Annotated in this window: 20 protein-coding genes; 14 read left to right on the top strand and 6 right to left on the bottom strand. The window is 49.4% G+C overall.

Annotation, left to right across the window (positions count from 1 at the left end; all coding sequences use genetic code 11):
* Position 1: 1 nt before the first annotated feature.
* Together mnmH and B051_RS0119710 are read right to left on the bottom strand one after the other, a co-directional pair.
* Positions 2–1,030 (bottom strand): tRNA 2-selenouridine(34) synthase MnmH, encoded by a 1,029-nt coding sequence (gene mnmH / locus B051_RS0119715; protein ID WP_018479958.1) that lies wholly within the window; start codon positions 1,028–1,030, stop codon positions 2–4.
* A gap of 2 nt (positions 1,031–1,032) precedes the next feature.
* Positions 1,033–1,746 (bottom strand): pyridoxine 5'-phosphate synthase, encoded by a 714-nt coding sequence (locus tag B051_RS0119710; protein WP_026236551.1) that lies wholly within the window; start codon positions 1,744–1,746, stop codon positions 1,033–1,035.
* A gap of 166 nt (positions 1,747–1,912) precedes the next feature.
* On the opposite strand from B051_RS0119710, the gene B051_RS0119705 reads away from it, so the two are divergent.
* From B051_RS0119705 to B051_RS0119640, 14 genes are all read left to right on the top strand, one after another.
* Positions 1,913–2,374 (top strand): GatB/YqeY domain-containing protein, encoded by a 462-nt coding sequence (locus tag B051_RS0119705; RefSeq protein WP_018479956.1) that lies wholly within the window; start codon positions 1,913–1,915, stop codon positions 2,372–2,374.
* A 110-nt stretch (positions 2,375–2,484) separates the two neighbouring features.
* A complete protein-coding gene (locus B051_RS0119700; RefSeq protein WP_018479955.1) occupies positions 2,485–3,003 on the top strand; it encodes a CvpA family protein in 519 nt (172 codons plus the stop codon).
* Positions 3,004–3,018: 15 nt separating this feature from the next.
* Positions 3,019–3,588 carry an anthranilate synthase component II gene (locus B051_RS0119695; RefSeq protein WP_018479954.1) on the top strand — a complete coding sequence of 190 codons (570 nt, stop codon included), beginning with the start codon at positions 3,019–3,021 and terminating at the stop codon, positions 3,586–3,588.
* A gap of 46 nt (positions 3,589–3,634) precedes the next feature.
* On the top strand, positions 3,635–4,411 hold the full coding sequence (locus B051_RS0119690) for an alpha/beta fold hydrolase (RefSeq protein ID WP_018479953.1): 777 nt from the start codon (positions 3,635–3,637) through the stop codon (positions 4,409–4,411).
* Positions 4,408–5,073 (top strand): CBS domain-containing protein, encoded by a 666-nt coding sequence (locus tag B051_RS0119685; protein WP_018479952.1) that lies wholly within the window; start codon positions 4,408–4,410, stop codon positions 5,071–5,073. Before B051_RS0119690 ends, B051_RS0119685 begins: the two co-directional genes overlap by 4 nt.
* 10 nt (positions 5,074–5,083) lie before the next feature.
* Positions 5,084–6,469, top strand: a complete 1,386-nt coding sequence (locus tag B051_RS0119680) for a POTRA domain-containing protein (RefSeq protein WP_245539673.1) — start codon at positions 5,084–5,086, stop codon at positions 6,467–6,469.
* A gap of 16 nt (positions 6,470–6,485) precedes the next feature.
* Positions 6,486–7,373, top strand: coding sequence for an NAD kinase (locus tag B051_RS0119675; RefSeq protein WP_018479950.1), 888 nt, complete (start codon positions 6,486–6,488; stop codon positions 7,371–7,373).
* 122 nt (positions 7,374–7,495) lie between these two features.
* Positions 7,496–8,494: a DUF6089 family protein gene (locus B051_RS0119670; RefSeq protein WP_018479949.1), complete on the top strand. Its 999-nt coding sequence runs from the start codon at positions 7,496–7,498 to the stop codon at positions 8,492–8,494.
* Positions 8,495–8,544: 50 nt separating this feature from the next.
* Entirely contained in the window at positions 8,545–9,345 is an 801-nt protein-coding gene (gene porG / locus B051_RS0119665; protein WP_018479948.1) for a type IX secretion system protein PorG, read from the top strand.
* A gap of 60 nt (positions 9,346–9,405) precedes the next feature.
* Positions 9,406–10,149 (top strand): isoprenyl transferase, encoded by a 744-nt coding sequence (locus tag B051_RS0119660; protein WP_018479947.1) that lies wholly within the window; start codon positions 9,406–9,408, stop codon positions 10,147–10,149.
* Positions 10,150–10,157: 8 nt separating this feature from the next.
* Positions 10,158–12,647: an outer membrane protein assembly factor BamA gene (bamA, locus tag B051_RS0119655; RefSeq protein WP_018479946.1), complete on the top strand. Its 2,490-nt coding sequence runs from the start codon at positions 10,158–10,160 to the stop codon at positions 12,645–12,647.
* A gap of 9 nt (positions 12,648–12,656) precedes the next feature.
* Positions 12,657–13,334 carry an OmpH family outer membrane protein gene (locus B051_RS0119650; protein ID WP_018479945.1) on the top strand — a complete coding sequence of 226 codons (678 nt, stop codon included), beginning with the start codon at positions 12,657–12,659 and terminating at the stop codon, positions 13,332–13,334.
* A 27-nt stretch (positions 13,335–13,361) separates the two neighbouring features.
* Entirely contained in the window at positions 13,362–13,976 is a 615-nt protein-coding gene (locus tag B051_RS0119645; protein ID WP_018479944.1) for an OmpH family outer membrane protein, read from the top strand.
* 85 nt (positions 13,977–14,061) lie between these two features.
* Positions 14,062–15,093: an RluA family pseudouridine synthase gene (locus B051_RS0119640; protein WP_018479943.1), complete on the top strand. Its 1,032-nt coding sequence runs from the start codon at positions 14,062–14,064 to the stop codon at positions 15,091–15,093.
* Positions 15,094–15,180: 87 nt separating this feature from the next.
* On the opposite strand, the gene B051_RS0119635 is transcribed toward B051_RS0119640, so the two are convergent.
* From B051_RS0119635 to B051_RS0119620, 4 genes are all read right to left on the bottom strand, one after another.
* Positions 15,181–16,782 (bottom strand): tetratricopeptide repeat protein, encoded by a 1,602-nt coding sequence (locus tag B051_RS0119635; protein ID WP_018479942.1) that lies wholly within the window; start codon positions 16,780–16,782, stop codon positions 15,181–15,183.
* Between the two features lie 41 nt (positions 16,783–16,823).
* Positions 16,824–17,780 (bottom strand): PstS family phosphate ABC transporter substrate-binding protein, encoded by a 957-nt coding sequence (locus B051_RS0119630; protein WP_018479941.1) that lies wholly within the window; start codon positions 17,778–17,780, stop codon positions 16,824–16,826.
* Entirely contained in the window at positions 17,773–18,036 is a 264-nt protein-coding gene (locus B051_RS22785; protein WP_018479940.1) for a hypothetical protein, read from the bottom strand. The genes B051_RS0119630 and B051_RS22785 overlap by 8 nt, the downstream gene beginning before the upstream one ends.
* A gap of 112 nt (positions 18,037–18,148) precedes the next feature.
* Entirely contained in the window at positions 18,149–18,988 is an 840-nt protein-coding gene (locus B051_RS0119620) for an energy transducer TonB (RefSeq protein WP_018479939.1), read from the bottom strand.
* Between the last annotated feature and the right edge of the window lie 120 nt (positions 18,989–19,108).

Below are 19,108 nucleotides of genomic sequence, written 5' to 3'. Positions count from 1 at the left end.
GTTAGATAAGTTGATGCTGTTTTGCGAGTGCCAGGACCCGCTGAGCGTTTTCTTCGGGGTTTAGGCTTTCCAAGTGAAGCGGCAGTACCCGCTGTTTTTTGGCCAGGTCGTAGGTATAAGTCTTGTCGTAATAGGCGAGCGCGATATCCACCATCTTCTCCATGTCACCCGCCTCAATGGCCTCCAGCGCCTCCTTGGTGGCCAGGCCTCCCAGTCGCTTCTTTATTTTCAGGATGGATGCCTCCAATAAGGTTTTGTCAGTGCGGCAGTATTCCTCGGCCAGCTTCCGCACGCGCAGCTGCCGGGGCACTTCCAGCACAATGGCTGGGGAATCCTGCATCTGGTCATAAAGCGGTTTGGGCAACTGCACCCGACCAATACTGATGCTCTCGTCCTCCAGCCAAAGTGGTCTGTTTTCCTGCAATTTCAGGAATTCCATCCCCAGCAGGTTCTCGAAGTGCTCGCTGCTGGGCTGTGGCGGCATCCCGATGCTTCCGAAGGCAGAGCCCTTGTGGTTGGCTATACCTTCCAAATCTATCGCTTGCTGGCCGAGCTGTTGCAGGTAGGGTAGCAGGTCCGTTTTGCCGCTGCCCGTCAATCCACCCAGCACGAGCAGAGGGCGGGGCTTCTCGAACTGCTCCTGCATCAGGTGCCGGTAGGCTTTGTATCCTCCCTGTAGCAGATGCACCTTGAAGCCGGAGAAATCGAGTAGCCAGGCCATGGAGCCGCTGCGCATGCCGCCGCGCCAGCAGTGTACCAGCAGTTCCCTGTCGCGCGCCAGTTTCTCGGCCTGCTTCACAAAACCCGACATTTTCGGACCAAACAAATCCAGGCCAATCAGCACTGCCGGGTCGTGGCCCTGCTGCTTGTAGGCCGTGCCCACCTTTGCCCGTTCCTCATCCGTGAAAATAGGGAAACTGTGCGCCTGTGGAATGTGTCCGACGCCGTATTCCTTGGGCGCGCGCACATCCAGCACGGGCAACTGCGTCGCCTTCTGCAGGAATTCTTCTATGGGGATGGTGTTGACCACGGTTATTTCAGCTGACGCAGGTATAGCTGGATGGCGTTCTCCAAGCCAAGATATAGCGCATCGCAAATCAGGGCGTGGCCGATGCTCACCTCCAGCAGCCCCGGCAGCGTGTGTTTTAAATACTTGAGGTTATCGAGGTCCAGGTCGTGGCCGGCATTGAGTCCAATGCCCAGTTCCTGCGCCTTCTGGGCCGCCACCAGGTAAGGGCGGATGGCTTCTTCAGGATTGGAAGGGTAGCCCTGGGCATAGGCCTCGGTATACAGCTCTACCCGGTCTGTGCCCACCATAGAAGCGCCTTCTATCATACGCACATCCGGGTCCACAAAGATGGAGGTGCGTATACCCAGTTCCTTTAATTCCGAGATAACATCGGTCAGGAAGTCCTTGTATGTAAGCGTATCCCAGCCGGCGTTGGAGGTGATGGCGTCCGGCGCGTCCGGCACCAGGGTGGCCTGCGCCGGCCGGATTTCCTTCACCAGCCTCAGAAAGTCGGGTGTCGGGTTGCCCTCTATGTTGAACTCCGTCGTCACGACTTCCTTCAAATCGTACACGTCGCGGTAGCGGATGTGGCGCTCGTCGGGGCGGGGATGTACTGTAATGCCTTGGGCCCCGAACCGCTCGCAGTCCCTGGCTGCCTGCACCACGTTGGGCCTGTCGCCGCCGCGGGCGTTCCGAAGCGTGGCTATTTTGTTTATATTTACACTTAGTTTAGTCATGGGTATGTGTGTTGCAGCCTTGCGGCTTCTATACATATGCTATACGGAGAGACTAAATTAGTGGAATTTTGCTTAAGATGATAACCTATGGCCTTTGCCGTAGTAGTGTATAAACAGAAGGCAGGGCGCATGCCTTTCGCCGCGAACTATAAATCAAAATAAAACCATGAGTTTAAAACAACGCATTGAAGCGGACATCAAGCAAGCGATGCTTGCCCAGGACAAACCCCGCCTGCAGGCGCTCCGAAGCATCAAATCACTCATCATGCTGGCCGAGACCGAGAAAGGCGGCGGCGAAGGCCTCACCCCAGACACGGAGATGAAGCTGCTGAACAGGGCAGCCAAGCAGCGCCGCGAGTCCGCTGAGGTATACGCGCAGCAGCAGCGCGCCGATTTGGAGCAGGTGGAGCTGGCCGAGCTAGCCGTGATAGAAGAGTACCTACCCAAGCAGCTGGACGAAGGCGATTTGCGCGTGCGCCTGTTGGACATCATTCAGCGCGTGGGTGCTACAGGGCCTTCTGATTTGGGCAGAGTGATGGGTGTGGCGTCCAAAGAACTAGCCGGTCAGGCGGATGGGCGCGCCATCTCCAAAGCAGTAAGCGACCTGCTCAACAACACAGATTTTTAGGAAACACCTCCATTTCCCGGCCATCCGGGTTATGACGAGTGCAGCTTTTAAATTATATTTGAAGGCAGGAGTGGTGACGAAACTGCTCCTGCCTTCAACTATTTTACAGCGTGAGCACTTTCGATTTTTTTCTGGCGCTGCCGATTCTCTTCGGCGCATTCATGGGTTTCCGCAAGGGGCTGCTCTTGGAGCTCATCTCCCTGCTGGCCTTGGTGTTAGGTATACTGTTGGGCCTGAAACTGCTGGACTCGGCCTTGCCCGTTATGCGCGATTACATTGGCGATGCGGGCGGCCTGCTGCCCTTCGTCACTTTCCTGGTGGTGTTCGTCGCCATCATCCTGGGGGTGCGTGTGCTGGGGCTTCTCCTCAAAAAAATCATCGACTTCACTCCCTTCGGGCTATTTGATAACATACTGGGCGCCCTGCTGGGAGCGCTGAAGTGGTGCCTGGCCCTGAGCCTGCTACTATACGTATCCGATATGGCTGGCATTTCCATCACCGCCGAGACGGCGGCCGACTCCATGGTATACCCAGTGGTGCTGAAGACAACCCCTTATGCTTTGGGCGTCGTGAGTTATGTGCTGCCTTTCGTGAAGGCACTGCTGCTCTCGCTCAAGGACCAATTCTAATCCTTCTGCCCGCTCATGCTGTTGCTGCTCGACAACTTCGACTCCTTCACTTACAACCTCGTCGACTATTTTGGGCAACTGGGGGTAGAGGCGCATGTGGTGCGCAACGATGTGCCGCTGGAAGAGATAAAAAAGCTGCCTATCACGGCTGTGGTGCTGTCGCCGGGCCCTGGTGAGCCGCAGGGAGCAGGCGTAATGCCAGCGGTCATACGCCACTACCATGAACGGGTGCCCATGCTGGGTATCTGCCTGGGGCACCAAGCCTTAGGGGAGTTCTTCGGAGCCACCTTAGCAAAAGGAATAAAACCCATGCACGGCAAGATTTCAGAGATAAGCTGCGAGCCTGACCCGATTTTCAAAGGACTGCCTGCTCAGATGCCTGTGGTGCGCTACCACTCGCTGGTGCTGCAGCACATTCCTGACTGCATCGTGCCGCTTGCGTATACAGCAGAACGTGAGCTTATGGCGTTCCGCCACCGGGACCTGCCGCTGTATGCGCTGCAGTTTCATCCGGAGGCCGCCCTGACGACTTATGGGCTCGATATGCTGCGAAATTGGGTTAGTATTGCTAATATTGCGTATTGAAATGCAGGGCATTTATAGTAGAAGTAGCTAATATAGAGTATCCGAAATGAATCTACAGGTCAAACAAGAAGGCGATTTCCAGTACATTGATGAAGGTGAAGGCGAAGTGATGTTGCTGCTGCACGGGCTCTTTGGCGCGTTGAGCAACTGGCATGGCGTGGTAGATTATTTTTCGAGGCAGTACCGTGTCGTTATCCCGTTGATGCCCATTTACGAGATGGCGCTGCACAAGGCAGGGGTGCCCGGACTTGTTGCTTTCATTGAAGATTTCGTTAAATTTAAGAAACTGAGTGACCTGACGCTGCTTGGCAATTCCCTTGGGGGCCATGTGGCATTAGTCTATACCTTGAACAACCCCAAAAAAGTGAAGCACCTGGTGCTGACCGGCAGCTCGGGCCTGTTCGAGGACTCTATGGGCGGCTCGTTCCCCAAGCGTGGCAACTACGATTATGTGAAGGAGCGCGTGGAGTATACCTTCTACAGTCCGGCAACGGCCACAAAAGAGCTGGTGGATGAAGTGTTTGACATCACCAACAGCAACTCTAAGTGTCTCCGCATCATCGCCATCGCCAAATCGGCGCAACGCCACAACTTGGGCAAAGATTTAGAGAACATAAAGGTGCCCACACTGTTGATATGGGGACTGAATGACACGATTACACCGCCCTTGGTAGCGCACGAGTTCAACCGGCTCATCAAGAATTCGGAGCTATACTTTATAGATAAGTGTGGACATGCTCCCATGATGGAACATCCGGACAGGTTTAACAGTATCTTAAATAAATTTTTGGCCAGGACAGAAGCACGGGAAACAGCCTCATGATAGCAGAAGAACTCATCAACCAAATGATACCGCCGCTGAAGCTTTACGATACAGTCGATAAAGCCCTGCGATGGATGGATGAGTTCCGCGTAAACGAGCTGCCTGTGTCCAAAAACCGCAAGTACATGGGCCTGGCTACCGAGAGCAACCTGATTGAGCTGAATGACCGCAGCCAGACGCTGGAGCAGGTGCAACTGGAGTTCCAGGATGTGCATGTGATGCATCAACAGCACTTCTACGATGTGATGGAGGCGGCCATTAAAAACAAGATACAGGTGGTGCCCGTGCTCGACGAGGAGCAGGACTACATGGGCATTATCACCATCAACGACACCCTAGCCGCCTTTGGACAGATGTCGGCGCTGCAGGGGCAGGGGAGCATCCTGGTGCTTTCGATGCCGGAGCGCGACTATTCCCTCAGTCAAATCAGCCGCCTGATAGAGGAGGAGAACACCAAAATCCTGAGCGCCTATGTGTCGCCGGATGAGGTGGACCCTTACAGCATCAAGCTGACCCTCAAACTCAATACCACTGACCTTACCCGCATCATAGCCACGCTGGAGCGATTCGAATATAGAGTCACGGCCCAGTTCCAGGACAGCACCAAGTATGATGTTGGTCGCGACCGCCTGGACATGCTGTTCAAATACCTCGACATTTAGGGTGCAGCCAGTGCGCTTTTGTATTGTCGCCTGTCTGCTGCTGTTGCTGGGCCATACCCTTGCAGCCGCCCCTTGCGATAGCCTGAAGGTAGTCATTGATGCCATCCGGATGGAAGGCAATGAGACCACCAAAGAGAAGGTGCTGCTGTTCGAGCTGAACATGGCCGTGGGAGACACGCTGGATTCCGCCAGCCTGGAGCAACGACTGGAGGAGAACAGGAGGCGCCTTTTCAACCTGCGCCTTTTTCATGAGGTGGGCTATACCTATACCTGTGAAGAGGGGCGGGTATCGGTGGTCTATACCATGCAGGAGCGCTGGTACCTGTACCCGCTGCCCGTCCTGACGCTAGCCGACCGCAACTTCAACGCGTGGCTCGACAAGAAGGATTTGAGTCGTGTGGATTATGGCGTCAACATCATCCGGCGGAATTTCCGAGGACGGAATGAGGAGGTGCGGCTGCGGGTGCAGCGTGGCTTCAATAAGCGACTAGAACTGGTGTATCGAGTGCCTTATGTCAGCCGCAGTCACAAGGTGGGCTTCGACTTAGGTATAGCCGACTACCGCAGCCGCGTGATAGACTACAGGACAACCAACAACCGGCAGCGCTTCTTTGAGCAGGAGCAGGGATTGCCTATTAAACGTTTCTCGGTATCAACAGGGCTTATACATAGGCAGAGTGTGCAGCGGCAGGAGGGGCTGCGGTTTTCATTTGTAGATGAGGCTGTGTCAGATTCAGTGCTGCTCCTGAACCCGGAGTATTTCAGGCAAAGTGTGCGGGAGCGGCAGTACATGCGTATAGAGCTCTCAAAAGTTATCAACCTGCGCAACTCCTTCATCTATCCGCTCACCGGAAGCTATTTTGAGGCCATTGCCGCGCAGACTTTATTTATCAAAAACACTGGAGCACCGATTACCACCTTGCGGGCTAAGTATGTTAAATACCTCAAGTTGCCAGGCAAGTACTATTATAGTATAGGAGGTGAGGTGCAAGCCAGACTGTCAAAGCGCTATGCGTATGCCGATAATGTGGCACTGGGTTTCAGGTCGCTGGTGCGGGGCTATGAGCTAAATGTGGTAGGTGGACAGCACTTTGGGCTTTTCAAGCAAGGCCTGACGCGGGAATTGTTTCAGCATGAGGGTATCCAACTTAAATTTATCAAGAGCCCAAAATTCAACAAGGTGCCGTTGGCGCTCTATGCCAATGCGTTTACAGACGCAGGCTATGTGGCAGACCAAGTGTTTGAGCAAGGTAACCAGTTAGCAAACCGCCTGCTGCTGGGTGGGGGTATTGGCCTGCACATGGTCACCTTCTATGACTTTGTTTTCCGCGCTGAATACACAGTAAACAGGGAGGGCAACAAGGGATTTTACCTAAGCGGAAGATTTCCTTTCTGAAGAAATAGTAGTTTATATGAAAATAGCTATATTGGGCAAACCTTTCGGTGAGGAGTACGAGCCGTTCATTCAAAACCTGTTTGATGAGTTGCTGCGCCGGAAGGCGGAGGTGACCGTGGTGGAGCATTTCAGCCTGTTTCTCAGTAACAGGATTAACTTGCCCACCGGCCTTGGCACGTTCAGCCGGGGCGACAAGCTAGAGGGGGTGGACATTGTCCTGAGCATTGGAGGGGACGGTACCTTGCTGGATACAGTCACTTACGTGGGGGCATTGCAAATCCCTATTCTGGGCATCAACACCGGGAGGCTAGGATTTCTGGCCACCATTGCCCATGATAGTATCAACCTAGCCCTGGATGCCTTGTTCAAAGGCCACTATAACCTGGATGACCGGGCGCTCATACGCGTAGATTCAGATCAAGAGATATTTGATGGCATCAACTTCGGATTGAACGAGTTCAGTCTGCTTAAGCGCGATTCATCGGCCATGATAGCTGTTCATGCGTATATAGATGGTGAATATTTGAACACATATTGGGCTGATGGCTTGGTTGTAGCGACACCGACAGGCTCTACAGGTTACTCCCTGAGTTGTGGTGGTCCGTTGGTGCTGCCACAGACCAACAATTTCGTAATTTCACCCGTATGCCCGCATAATTTGAACGTGCGGCCCATGATTGTCTCTGACAGAAGCGTGATTTCGTTTGAGGTAGAAGGCAGAAGCAGCACCTACTTGGCCACGCTTGACTCAAGGTCGATGCCCGTAGACATGTCTGTTCAGATAGCGGTACGCCGCGAAGCCTTTGTTGCTAGGCTTGTCAAGCTGCACCACGTCAATTTCCTGACGACACTGCGGGGCAAGCTGAACTGGGGGCTAGACAAGCGGACCAATATATTTAAGTAAAATATATTTAAAATTTTGCATACAATTTTTATAGCAATAAAATATCGCTATTTTTGTCACTGTAGTTTAGTTTGCAATAGGTGTAAGCCCTGCGTTTTTGCTTTAAAAGAAATTGGTTCGCTATGAAGAAATTTATTACTCTGTTACTACTGTTTGTTATTACAATCTCTTTTGCCCCCCTGGATGCAGAGGCGCAGCGTTTTACGGTGCGTAAGCGGTACGCCACCGTGGGTGTGACATTAGGAGCCAGTAACTATTTTGGGGACTTGGTGCCAGAGCCTGATTTTACCAGTTTCCGGTTGGGGTCTACGCGTCATAGTGTCGGTATAAACTATACAAAGCGGCATTTCCCGCGTATCTCTTCTCGGATTGCCTTCAACTGGAATCGCATAGCGGGTGATGATGCAAAAGCGGCCTCTCCGGATGAAGGAGAGAACGAAGGCCGCTACAGAAGAAACCTTTCTTTCCGTAACGACATCAAGGAACTGAGCGCCGTGGCTATCATCGACTTGTTCGAGAACCGTAACTACTACCGCCGTCGCCCTGACTTTGTTCCTTACGGTTTTGTGGGTATCGCTTTGTTCCACCACAACCCGAAAGCCTATTATGAGGCAGGTTCTCATCCTGGTATAGGGGCAGCGGATGACATTGAGACAGGTTGGTATGCACTGCAGCCGCTGGGAACGGAGGGGCAATTTACAGATGCTGAAGGTACACCGAACGAGCCATACAAAAGAGTTCAGGTTGCCATTCCGTTCGGTCTTGGTGTAAGATATAAGTTGGACAGAAACTGGGACTTCAGTTTTGAAATGAGCTGGAGAGCTACCTTCACTGATTATTTGGATGATGTGAGCACAGCGCACGTTAACAAAAATGATTTGCTAAATGGCGGTGGCGATAACCCTAAAGCTTCGGTTATATTTTCTGACAGAAGCGCTGAGAGTGGGTTTGGGAATATATTAGATGATCCATCCGGTACGCCGTACAAACGCTTGCAGCACTACGGCGTTAACAACAACCGTACAAGAGGAAATAGCTCCGATAACGATTGGTACATCCAGACGAACCTAGGTGTGAATTATATTCTAAATCCTCGCGTAAGAAGACCGAAGTTTAGATAATAGAACGAAGCACCCTTCGTTGTTTTCCTAAACTCCGAAATTCAGCATACATGACTTTTAATACGATTAAGCAGGCGCTCCTCATTTGTCTCATTCTGCAAATAGGGAGCGTCTTTTTTGTTGGCAAAGCCCAAGCTCAGGCTCGGCAACCATTAACCACCAGTGAAATAGGAGGAGGTATAGGAGGCGCCAATTATAAAGGCGAAATATCGCCAAAGTATAGACTCCTGAATAACCAACCTGCTTTCACAGTGTTCTACCGCCGTGACATCTCAGCACCATTGACTTTTCGCGCCGCCTTCATGGGAAGCCACCGCATCTTTGAGCACAAAGCTTTTCGGGATAACTCTCAAGACCTTCCATATCATGATTGGCGAGATTACGATTTGAAATTAAGCCTAGCAGAGTTTTCTCTAGCAATGGAGTACAATTTCCTTGACTATTATGAAGATATACGAAAACCCCACCGTGTGTCTCCTTACTTATTTGCGGGAGTTGCTCTGTTAAACTACAATCATCAACTATCAGAGGACGGAGACATTCATGAGCCTTTCGATAATAAATTCACAGTCTCTGTCCCATTTGGGGTAGGGGTGAAGTATGCTTTGAGTCGTCACTGGAACTTGGGGGCAGAGTTCGGAGCACGTAAGATGTTCAATGATGTCATAGACTACATGCATGAAGATTCTAGCGGACCAGTTCTGGGGCCAAAGGGTGCGAGTGACAGAAGTGCGATTGCCAACCCTTTTGACAAAGACATGTACTTCTACAACGGTATCAGCCTCTCCTACACTATCTACCGTATAAATTGCCCTCCTGTATACAAGCGGAAAGCGGGTGTGTTGGATTAACAAGTTAAAATTTCATTAAATTTCCTTGCTTTTTGTAACTTGCAGGGAAATTGTGGTTTAATGGATTTTAAGGAAAAAGTAGATTTGGACAATTTGCCAAGACACATTGCCGTTATCATGGACGGAAATGGACGTTGGGCAAAAAAGCGGGGAGGTTTACGGATATTTGGTCATCAGAGTGCGATTACAGCCGTGCGAGAAACAGTAGAGGCTGCAGCAGAGATGGGTATAGAATACCTTACGTTGTACGCCTTCTCTACTGAGAATTGGTCACGTCCTGCCACAGAGGTTTCTGCGCTGATGCAACTGTTGGTGTCAACCATCAGAAAAGAAACCGCCACCCTAAATAAAAACAACATCCGCCTTCAGACCATCGGGAACAGGGATAGCCTGCCGGCTGCTTGCCAGCGCGAGTTGCTGGAGGCGATTGAAATAACAAAAGATAACACGCGTATGACGCTGGTACTGGCGCTCAGTTACAGTGGACGCTGGGACATCGCGCAGGCCATGCAACGAATAGCTCAAAAAGTGGGTCAAGGAAGTATAGACCCTAATCAAATCAGTGAGACAACTGTTGCGCAGCATCTTTCTACAGCCGGTATACCGGATCCAGAGCTTTTGATAAGAACGAGTGGTGAGCAGCGGATCAGCAATTTCCTGCTTTGGCAGTTGGCTTACACCGAACTCTATATTACAGAGTTGCTTTGGCCTGATTTCAGAAAAGAGCATCTTTACGAAGCCATTGTGGCCTATCAAAGGCGGGAACGCCGCTTTGGCAAAACAAGTGAACAACTAACAAAGTGAACAGATTAATGACAAGATGCATATGGGTGCTTGTGTTTCTGCTAGTTACAGGCACAGCTTCTTCACAAGTCCTAAATAATCCTCCTCAGAACAATACGATTGACTACGCACAGCCGAAGCAGTACCGTATAGGTGGCATCGAGTTCACCGGCACTAAGTTCCTGGACCCCGCTTCCCTCACCTCATTCACTGGCTTAAAGGTAGGAGACGAAATCACTGTTCCTGGCGAGGATATCAGCCGTGCCATCCAAAAGATTTGGGACCAAGGTATCTTGGGTGATATTGAGGTATACGTAACTAAAGTAGAGGGCAATGAGATATACCTGAACTTCGATTTGAAGGAACGGCCACGTTTGTCCCGTTTTGAGTTCACGGGTATAAACAAGTCACAGCAGGACGCCCTGCGCGAGAAGATAAACCTGATAAGAGGTAAGGTTGTGACAGATGCCGTGTTGAACAGCACCCGCAACATCATACGTAAGTATTTTGCTGAGAAGAGCTACCTGAATGCTAAGATAAACATCGTGCAGCGGCCTGACTCACTGCTGCCCAATAGCGTGGTGCTAAACATCAACATAGACCGAGGCGATAAAGTAAAAATTTCCGAGATTGTATTTGAAGGCAACGAAGCATTTTCTGACAAAAAGCTGAAGCGTCAGCTGAAGAAGACCAAAGAGAAGCGCCTTTATAAGTTGTTTACTTCTTCTAAGTTCCAGCGCTCAGAGTATGAGAATGATAAACAGCTGCTGCTGGATTTCTATAACTCTGAAGGCTACAGAGACGCAATCATCGTGTCAGACTCAGTGTACAACACGAGCGAAGACCGCTTAGGTATACGTATCACAGTAGATGAGGGCAACCGCTACTACTACCGCAACATCACCTGGAACGGCAACTACCTGTATGATGACGCTTATTTGACCCGTGTGCTAGGTATAGACAAAGGGGAGGTATACAACAAGCAGGAACTAGACAAGCGCTTGAACTACAACCCGAATGGCATTGACGTATCTGCCCTTTACCAGAACGACGGTTATCTGTTCTTCCAGATTGACCCGGTAGAGGTGAAAGTGGAAGGAGACTCCATAGATGTAGAGATGCGCGTATCTGAAGGGCCGCAGGCTACTATCAGCAAAGTGACGGTAACAGGAAACACGAAAACCAGTGATCATGTGGTGCTGCGTGAAATCCGTACGCTGCCTGGCCAAAAGTATAGCCGTGAAGATCTTATCCGTTCCAGAAATGAGTTGGCCGGTTTGGGTTACTTTGACCCAGAGACAATCGGTCTGAATCCTATTCCGAACCCGGCTGAGGGCACTGTGGACATCAATTACACAGTGACTGAGCGGCCGAATGACCAGATTAGCCTCTCCGGCGGCTGGGGTGGACCTATCGGTGCGGTGGGTACCGTTGGCCTTACCTTGAACAACTTCTCGACACGCAAGCTGTTAAACCTGTCGGAGTGGAGACCATTGCCAAGTGGTGATGGACAGCGTCTTGCTCTAAACGTACAAGCAAACGGCAAATATTACCAGTCCTACTCCCTCTCCTTTACGGAACCATGGTTAGGTGGTCGTAAGCCAAACTCCCTTACTGTAAGCTTGTTCAAAACTATACGCAGAGATTCAAGGCAAGACATTGATAGCAGGTTGAACGTAGATGGCGCCTCTGTTAGTTTAGGACGCAGGCTGCAGTGGCCCGACAACTTCTTCCAACTGAGCCACTCACTGGGTTATAACCGCTATACCTTGAAGAACTATAGGTTGTTCGGCAACGAGCTGAATAACGGAAATGGCACATCTAACAGTATTTCTTTTAACAACACACTCGCTCGAGTAAGCATTGACAACCCGACATTCCCTAGGAGAGGCTCACAAATATCGTTGAGTTTGAACTTAACACCTCCCTACTCACTGTTTACAGATAAGAAGGACAACTATGAATATGTAGAGTTCAATAAATGGATGTTCGACGCCTCTTGGTTTGTAAATGTGGCAGGGAATTTGGTATTGAACACACGAGCCCACTTCGGTTTTCTGGGCAAGTACAGTTCAAATGCCAGCATTGGGCCATTTGAACGTTTCAGACTGGGCGGTTCGGGCTTAGGGGGCGGTAATATCTTTGTGGGTACCGAGTACATCGGTCTACGTGGCTATGATGATGAATCAGTGATAAACAACGCAGATCCTACTTTGGCCAACACAGGCGGTATTGCCTACAACAAGTTTGTACTGGAGGCAAGGCAGTTGATTTCGCCTAACCCTGGGGCTACCATCTATGGTCTGGCGTTCCTGGAGGCAGGAAACAACTTTGGCTCATACGACCGCTACACGCCGTTCAAACTGTACCGCTCCGGTGGTGTGGGTGTACGCATCTTTATGGCTGCCTTTGGTTTGCTTGGCTTTGACTACGGCTGGAGATTTGATGACTTGCCTGGTCAGCCAGCAGATGCCAAACGTGGCCAGTTCCACTTCATGATTGGACAGCAGTTACGGTAATGAATTAGTATGAAAAAGTTTTTGTTCATCTTTTTGGCAGCATTTCTGCTTTCCAATGTTTCGGAGGCGCAGAAGTTTGGTTATATTGATTCAAACTTCATTTTGAGCAAGATGCCTGCCTACGCCAAAGCGCAAACGGAGTTGGACAAGTATACTGAGGCTTGGCAGAAGGAGATTGAAGGCATGTACCAGGCTGTGGAGAAGATGAAGCAGGACTACAAGGCCGAGGAAGTGTTGCTCACCGAAGAGATGAAGCAAAAGCGACAAGCCGAAATAGCCAAAAAAGAAAATGAGGTGCGAGAATACCAGCGCAAGGTTTTCGGCTTCGAAGGCATGATGTTCAAGCGCCGACAGGACCTGATAAGGCCGATACAAGATGAGGTTTTTACAGCTGTTGAGAAAGTAGCGAAGGCAAAAGGCCTTCAGACAGTTTTTGACAAATCAGGAGACCTGGTTATGATTTACACAAATCCGGTACATGACTATACCGAATATGTGCTGGAGGAGTTAGGTCTGGCCTCTGATAAGCAAAATACACCGGGACAGCGGCCAGCCAATGGCGTTGTAGATGACCCGAACGCTTTGCCAGAGACAGGTATAGAGAGCGACGAAAACCAAAGCAAGACACAGCAACAGCAGAATACTAAGCAGAAAGCAACACCAACAAAGAAGAAGTCTAATAACTAAACTACTGAACAATCAATTAACCAACCCATGATGAACAAAATCAAAACCTTAGTAGCAGCATTTTTATTGATTAGCTTCGCTTCATTTGCCCAGACAAATGACCAGCCAGTAAAAATCGGGTATGCTAACGTAGAAGAAATCCTGAGCAAGATGCCTGAAAGAGCAACTATGCAGAAGGACCTCGAACTGTATGGCCAAAAGCTGCAGGAGCAGTTCGCTTCAAAGGAAACCGAGTATAACACCAAACTGCAGGCCTATCAGAAAGGTGCCACTACAATGGACAAAGTAGTGCGTGAAGATAAGGAGAGAGAATTAGTTAACTTGGAGCAGTCTATCCAAAAGTTCCAGTATGACGCGCAGATGTCCATCCGTGAGAAGGAGCAGTCCCTGATTCAGCCGGTTCTGGTGAAAATCGAGAACGCTATCAAGGAAGTAGCCAAAGAGAACGGCTATACCTACATCCTGAGTGAGCAGGCAATCTTAGAAGGTCCGGACAATGGCAATATCAACAACCTGGTGTTCAAGAAGCTAGGCGTAAATCCAGCCACCCAGCCAGCGGTACAGCAGCAGCCAGCAGCAGCGAAGCCTGCCACGCAGACACCTGCTAACACAACAACTCCTGCCAAGAAGAAGAAAAAATAAAGACTCCATTCTAACAGTACCAGGAAAGCCGATGTTCTATACCTCGGCTTTCTTTTTGTTTATACCAGATTCAGATTGATTACCTATGATTGATATTGTAGAGCAAGAAAGCATTGAGGATTCCGATGAGTTGTATGAACACCACCGGATAGTGGTGGACAAAGGCCAAGCGCTGCTACGCATAGATAAGTTCTTGATGGACCGCTTGCCCAATGTGACACGGAATAAGCTTCAAGGCGCTATACGCTCAGAGTCGGTGCAGGTGAACCAGAGGCCAGTGAAGGTAAGTTATAAGGTCAAGCCCCTGGATATGATTACCATCACCCTTGCTAATCCGCCTCGTGACACGGATATCGTTCCGGAAGATATTCCCTTGGATATTATCTATGAGGATGAGGAACTGTTGCTAGTGAATAAACCGGCAGGTATGGTGGTGCATCCGGCTTATAATAACTGGACCGGGACGCTTGTGAATGCCCTTACATATTATCTACAAAACCTCCCTACGACACGGAATGGGGAAGGTAGGCCTGGCCTGGTACATCGCATAGACAAAGACACCTCGGGCTTGCTGGTAATCGCCAAGTCAGAGTATAGCATGGCTTTTCTAGCGAAACAATTTTTCCACCATACCATTGAACGCACCTATTATGCCTTAGTATGGGGAGTCCCTAAGCAGGAGCAGGGTACTATAATAGGAAATGTAGGGCGTAGCGCAAAGGACCGAAGGGTTATGGCTGTATATCCGGATGGGGAATATGGAAAGCACGCCGTTACACACTACAAAGTGCTGCGCAGCTTCAAATATGTGTCGCTGGTGCAGTGTAACCTTGAGACGGGCCGTACGCATCAAATAAGGGCACACATGAAGCACCTCGGGCATCCCTTATTCTCTGATGCTACTTATGGAGGGGATAAGATTCTACAAGGTATGCCTGTAGGCTCTTACAAGACATTTGTCGAGAATGCCTTTAGACTGATGCCGCGTCAGGCGCTCCATGCCAAGTCGCTCGGTTTCAAACACCCTGTCACTAAAGAGGCAATCCATTTTGATTCAGAATTACCAGCTGATTTCCAGTCTGTCTTGGAAAAGTGGGCCTTATACGAGAATCAGTAACCAGCTGCATTGGTATACAAATAGGTGTAAAATAAAAAGGCCAGCTCCTTCAGGAGCTGGCCTTTTTAATATGACTACCGGCTATAGTTATTTCTTCTTAGCGCGCGGAGTCTTATTGATTTCAGCAAGCGCTGTTTCTGCCTGCGTATTTGTCGGGTCAAGTGTCTTCACTTCCGTCCAGTACTTAATGGCATTGTCGCGTTCTCCCTTCAGGTAGTAGTAGTAACCCAGGTAGGTATTCGCTTCAACTAGTTCTTTCTTGAACTTTTCTTTGTCCTGTCCGGCTAGGTTGATGAACTCCTCATAGTGCGGCTTTGCTAGTCCCTTCTCTGTCTCAGGGTCCAGGTTGGCTTGTGCACGTGCTCTCCAAAGGTGAGCATAGGCATAGGTTGGGTTGGCATCAGTGATTTTCTTATACGTCTCATCAGCCTTCTCATACTGCTCTGCCATCATGTAGGCGTTACCCAAGTGGAAGTAATCCGTGTTAGAGGCACCGAGCTTCTCCTGCTTTCTGTTATGCACTTCAACCGCCTTGTCAAATTGCTTCTCGCGGGCATATTGGTTGGCTAGGTCATAATAAAGCTCAGGCTTGGTAGGCTCCATGGCAATTGCCTTCTCCAGGTTCTCGATAGCCTTTGCTGGCTGGTTGTTTCTACCCAGAATCTTGCCATAGTATTCATAGTCACTGGCAATCAACTTGCTTTGGTCCACCTTGGTCAGGTAGTTCTCCATGGCCTGAAGCGCTTCTTCCGGTCTGCCTAATTCTAAGTAAGAATAAGCCAGCAGACGGTTCATGGTAGGGTTATTCGGGTCAGATTTCAGCACTTCCTGTACTTCGTTCAGTGTACCTTCGTAGTCCTTGGTTAGGAACAGGAATGACGCATATTTGGCACGCGTATCCGGCGTGTTCTCAGCCATGTCAACGTACTGCTTGAAGGTAGACAGTGCTCTGTCGTATTGACCGGCAAAGTAGTACAGCTCACCCAAATCACGGTATGCTGGTGCATAGTTAGGGTCTACTTCAATCGCTTTCTTATAAGCGGCCTCTGCCTCATTATAGTTACGCGAGCCGGTAAACAACTGCCCTCTTCTTAGGTGCGCCTTTGCATATTTATCGTCTATCTGAGTTGCACGGTCGTAGCTGGTCATAGCCTGGCCACCGTTCTTAAGCTTCAGGTAAGCATCACCCATCAGCACGTAGGCCATGGCGTTGTTCTTGTCACGGTCAACGGCCTCCTTCAGGTGCTCAATAGCTTTGTTCAAGTCCTGCTCTGTTGCATTAGGCGATTCGATATAGGCCTCCGCAATCATAGAACGTACAAACGGGTCTTTCTTGCCTCTCTTAAGTGCGTCTTCGAAATGCTTCTCTGCAGCTGCTTTGTTGCCTTTCTCTAACTCTACTTTACCCAGGCCCACCATATTGATGGATGACTTGGAGTCTTTGGCTAGGCCTTGATTGAAATAATAGGCTGCAGAGTCTACGTTTTCGGAACGAAGGTATACATCACCTAAGGCAAAGTAGGCATTTCCAGCGTCTTTGCCATTTAGCTGCCCTTTGTAATATGATTTAGCCTCTTGGTAACGCTCTAGGTCCACTGCTCTTCTGCCTTGGTTGCCTGACTGCGCAAAAGCTGAAGCAGTAGGAAACATAGCTGCAATCAACAAGGCATATTTCCAGTTATTTGTCATTGTGATTTAGTTTAGTTTGTGTGTTATATACTTGTTTGTTGTTATTCGAATTGGCTGGGCCTGTTATTGAAGCCCACTACCCGGACAGGCATTGTCGCCGGCACAAGTCCTGACTTCAAAATAATGCGTTGTCCCTTATCACTAGCTACATATGATGCAAAACCTGTGCCAAGCCCGGTACGGCCCTCCGTGCTGATGATGTAAAGAAACCTGCGGAGTGGATATTCTCCTTGTGCTATATACGCTTGATACGGCTGAAAGTAGCTATCGGTCGTGATTGGATTTTCTTCTTTGCTTATACCTATAACTTTTATCTGGTTCAAAAAATTCAGGGAGGTGGTGTCGTCACGGTCGCTAACCCAATTTACGCCAATCACACCAATGGCATTTTCATTCTTCGCCACATAATCAACCAGAGCAGCATGGGAATTGCTCGCTGATGCATTAGGAGGAAGTGGCTGGCCCGCCATCACAGTGTCGCGCATGTAGCGGGCTGTGCTGGAACTGTTGTTATCAAACACAATGGTGATGTCCTTCAGGTTGCTCTCCCCATTGATATCTGCCCAGCGCTTGGCCTTTCCCGTAAAAATGTCTCGCACCTGATTCATGGTCAGGAGCGTGTCCGGGTTCTTGGGGTTCACAATGAGTGCAACGGCATCTATGGCTATTTTGGTATACCTAGGGGTGATGTTTCGTTTATCGAAAACCGCTTTTTCGTCAGCAGTTAGTTTGCGTGACACAATGGCTATCCGTGTACTGTCATCGAGAATGTCTTTGAACACACCACCCTCGGCTTTATACTGCGGGTTGAGGTTGGCATACTTGTAAATACCTTCAAACGTGTTTACTTGGCTTTCGATGATAGGTTGGAAAGACTCGTCAACGCTTATGGATATGGTGCCTCTTGTGGTTGTGTCTTGGCTAGTCTCTGGGTTGCCGCCGCATGCCGCTAAAGCCAACATACTTATAGCCAGTATCGTTTTGGCTGTTCTAGTCATCGTATTTGTTCCGGTTGGATTTAGAGTTCACTTGGTATGCTCTAATGAATCTGACGATTCCGTACAATATCAGTATGCCTCCAAATATCATTCTGGCGGTCTCTGACATGTTGATGTTGTACTCAGCTGTATCCATGAAGATGAGAAAAAGCCCTAGTGCAACATATATCAGCGTCATGAGCATGCCGAAATAGCGCGCAAACTTGTTGAACGTGTTAACAGTAGTTTTATTTCTGTCTCTTTCAGGTCTAAGCATGCGTGCTGTTTCTGTTTGTAGGCTTAAATTTAATGTATATACTTTAAAAAAACTAAAGCAGAAGCCATAGCTGTCAGTTCATTGGCTTCTGCTTTATACTTTATTGGGTTGTTTATCGTTTCATGCTGAACCTGATTGGTAAGGTGTAGCGTACGGCCACTGGCTTCCCATTCTGTTTTCCTGGCTTCCACTTGGGCATGCTGCCCACTACGCGCAGAGCCTCCTCATCAGTCCCATAGCCTAAGCCCTTGAGTATGGCGGCATTTGTTATTTCACCTTGCCTGTTCACGACAAAGCTCACCACTACTATACCTTCTACTTGCTCCTGTACCGCCAGCCTTGGATACTTTATTCGTTTACCTATGTATTTGAGCATAGCCTCTTCTCCGCCTTCAAAGTTTGGCATTTCTGCGGCGAACTCGTAGACTGCGTTGATATCTGTCGCTTCTCCACCTGTTCCGTCCTCGCCAGCTGTTGCGTCAGGAAGCCCTGTACTTGACGCTTCTCCCTCCTGAGTTTCTGTTCCTATTACGGCACTTGCCAATTGGTTTACATCTGGCATTTCCGGTCCCGTCTCAGGTGCATCATTAGGTACTACCTTTGGTTTAGTGAAGGCTATTGTCTTAACTGCCTTTTCTATCGGCTGTACCCGTGGTTGCTCAGCTATCGGCTCTGGCGCTGGGGGGGGAGGAGGCATGATATGGGGTACATCCAAAATTGTGATTGTTCCTTTATTGTCTGGCTCTGATATGGCTTTCGTCGCTGCCTCTGTTTTGCCAGGACTCAATAGTGGCCATGCTAAACTCGTCGTGAAGACAGATGTGGCTACTACAGCCGCGAAGATGATGTGCCTACTGTACGCGTGGCGCAGCACATAAGCACCATAGGCTTTGTTTCTCCCGGCAAACACTTCATCGTTGAAGGTCATGTCAAATAAATAGCTCTCGTTCATGGCTTAGTTGTTTTAAGTGAATCAATAGCATCTCTAATGCTTTCTCTGATGATGCACTCAAACCAACTATTCCATAAATGCTATCTATATTTATTTGATTTTTTGTTCAACTATTCTTTT

Source organism: Pontibacter roseus DSM 17521 (genome assembly GCF_000373265.1).
Classification (GTDB): domain Bacteria; phylum Bacteroidota; class Bacteroidia; order Cytophagales; family Hymenobacteraceae; genus Pontibacter; species Pontibacter roseus.
This window is presented reverse-complemented; position numbering and strand designations above follow the sequence as displayed.

What these genes read in the sequence shown, in the direction of transcription:
- B051_RS0119710 (WP_026236551.1), bottom strand. Translation starts at nt 1,746, where the DNA reads ATGACTAAACTAAGTGTAAATATAAACAAAATAGCCACGCTTCGGAAC.
- B051_RS0119705 (WP_018479956.1), top strand. Translation starts at nt 1,913, where the DNA reads ATGAGTTTAAAACAACGCATTGAAGCGGACATCAAGCAAGCGATGCTT.
- B051_RS0119695 (WP_018479954.1), top strand. Translation starts at nt 3,019, where the DNA reads ATGCTGTTGCTGCTCGACAACTTCGACTCCTTCACTTACAACCTCGTC.
- B051_RS0119690 (WP_018479953.1), top strand. Translation starts at nt 3,635, where the DNA reads ATGAATCTACAGGTCAAACAAGAAGGCGATTTCCAGTACATTGATGAA.
- B051_RS0119685 (WP_018479952.1), top strand. Translation starts at nt 4,408, where the DNA reads ATGATAGCAGAAGAACTCATCAACCAAATGATACCGCCGCTGAAGCTT.
- B051_RS0119675 (WP_018479950.1), top strand. Translation starts at nt 6,486, where the DNA reads ATGAAAATAGCTATATTGGGCAAACCTTTCGGTGAGGAGTACGAGCCG.
- B051_RS0119670 (WP_018479949.1), top strand. Translation starts at nt 7,496, where the DNA reads ATGAAGAAATTTATTACTCTGTTACTACTGTTTGTTATTACAATCTCT.
- porG (WP_018479948.1), top strand. Translation starts at nt 8,545, where the DNA reads ATGACTTTTAATACGATTAAGCAGGCGCTCCTCATTTGTCTCATTCTG.
- B051_RS0119660 (WP_018479947.1), top strand. Translation starts at nt 9,406, where the DNA reads ATGGATTTTAAGGAAAAAGTAGATTTGGACAATTTGCCAAGACACATT.
- bamA (WP_018479946.1), top strand. Translation starts at nt 10,158, where the DNA reads ATGACAAGATGCATATGGGTGCTTGTGTTTCTGCTAGTTACAGGCACA.
- B051_RS0119650 (WP_018479945.1), top strand. Translation starts at nt 12,657, where the DNA reads ATGAAAAAGTTTTTGTTCATCTTTTTGGCAGCATTTCTGCTTTCCAAT.
- B051_RS0119645 (WP_018479944.1), top strand. Translation starts at nt 13,362, where the DNA reads ATGATGAACAAAATCAAAACCTTAGTAGCAGCATTTTTATTGATTAGC.
- B051_RS0119640 (WP_018479943.1), top strand. Translation starts at nt 14,062, where the DNA reads ATGATTGATATTGTAGAGCAAGAAAGCATTGAGGATTCCGATGAGTTG.
- B051_RS0119635 (WP_018479942.1), bottom strand. Translation starts at nt 16,782, where the DNA reads ATGACAAATAACTGGAAATATGCCTTGTTGATTGCAGCTATGTTTCCT.
- B051_RS0119630 (WP_018479941.1), bottom strand. Translation starts at nt 17,780, where the DNA reads ATGACTAGAACAGCCAAAACGATACTGGCTATAAGTATGTTGGCTTTA.
- B051_RS22785 (WP_018479940.1), bottom strand. Translation starts at nt 18,036, where the DNA reads ATGCTTAGACCTGAAAGAGACAGAAATAAAACTACTGTTAACACGTTC.
- B051_RS0119620 (WP_018479939.1), bottom strand. Translation starts at nt 18,988, where the DNA reads ATGAACGAGAGCTATTTATTTGACATGACCTTCAACGATGAAGTGTTT.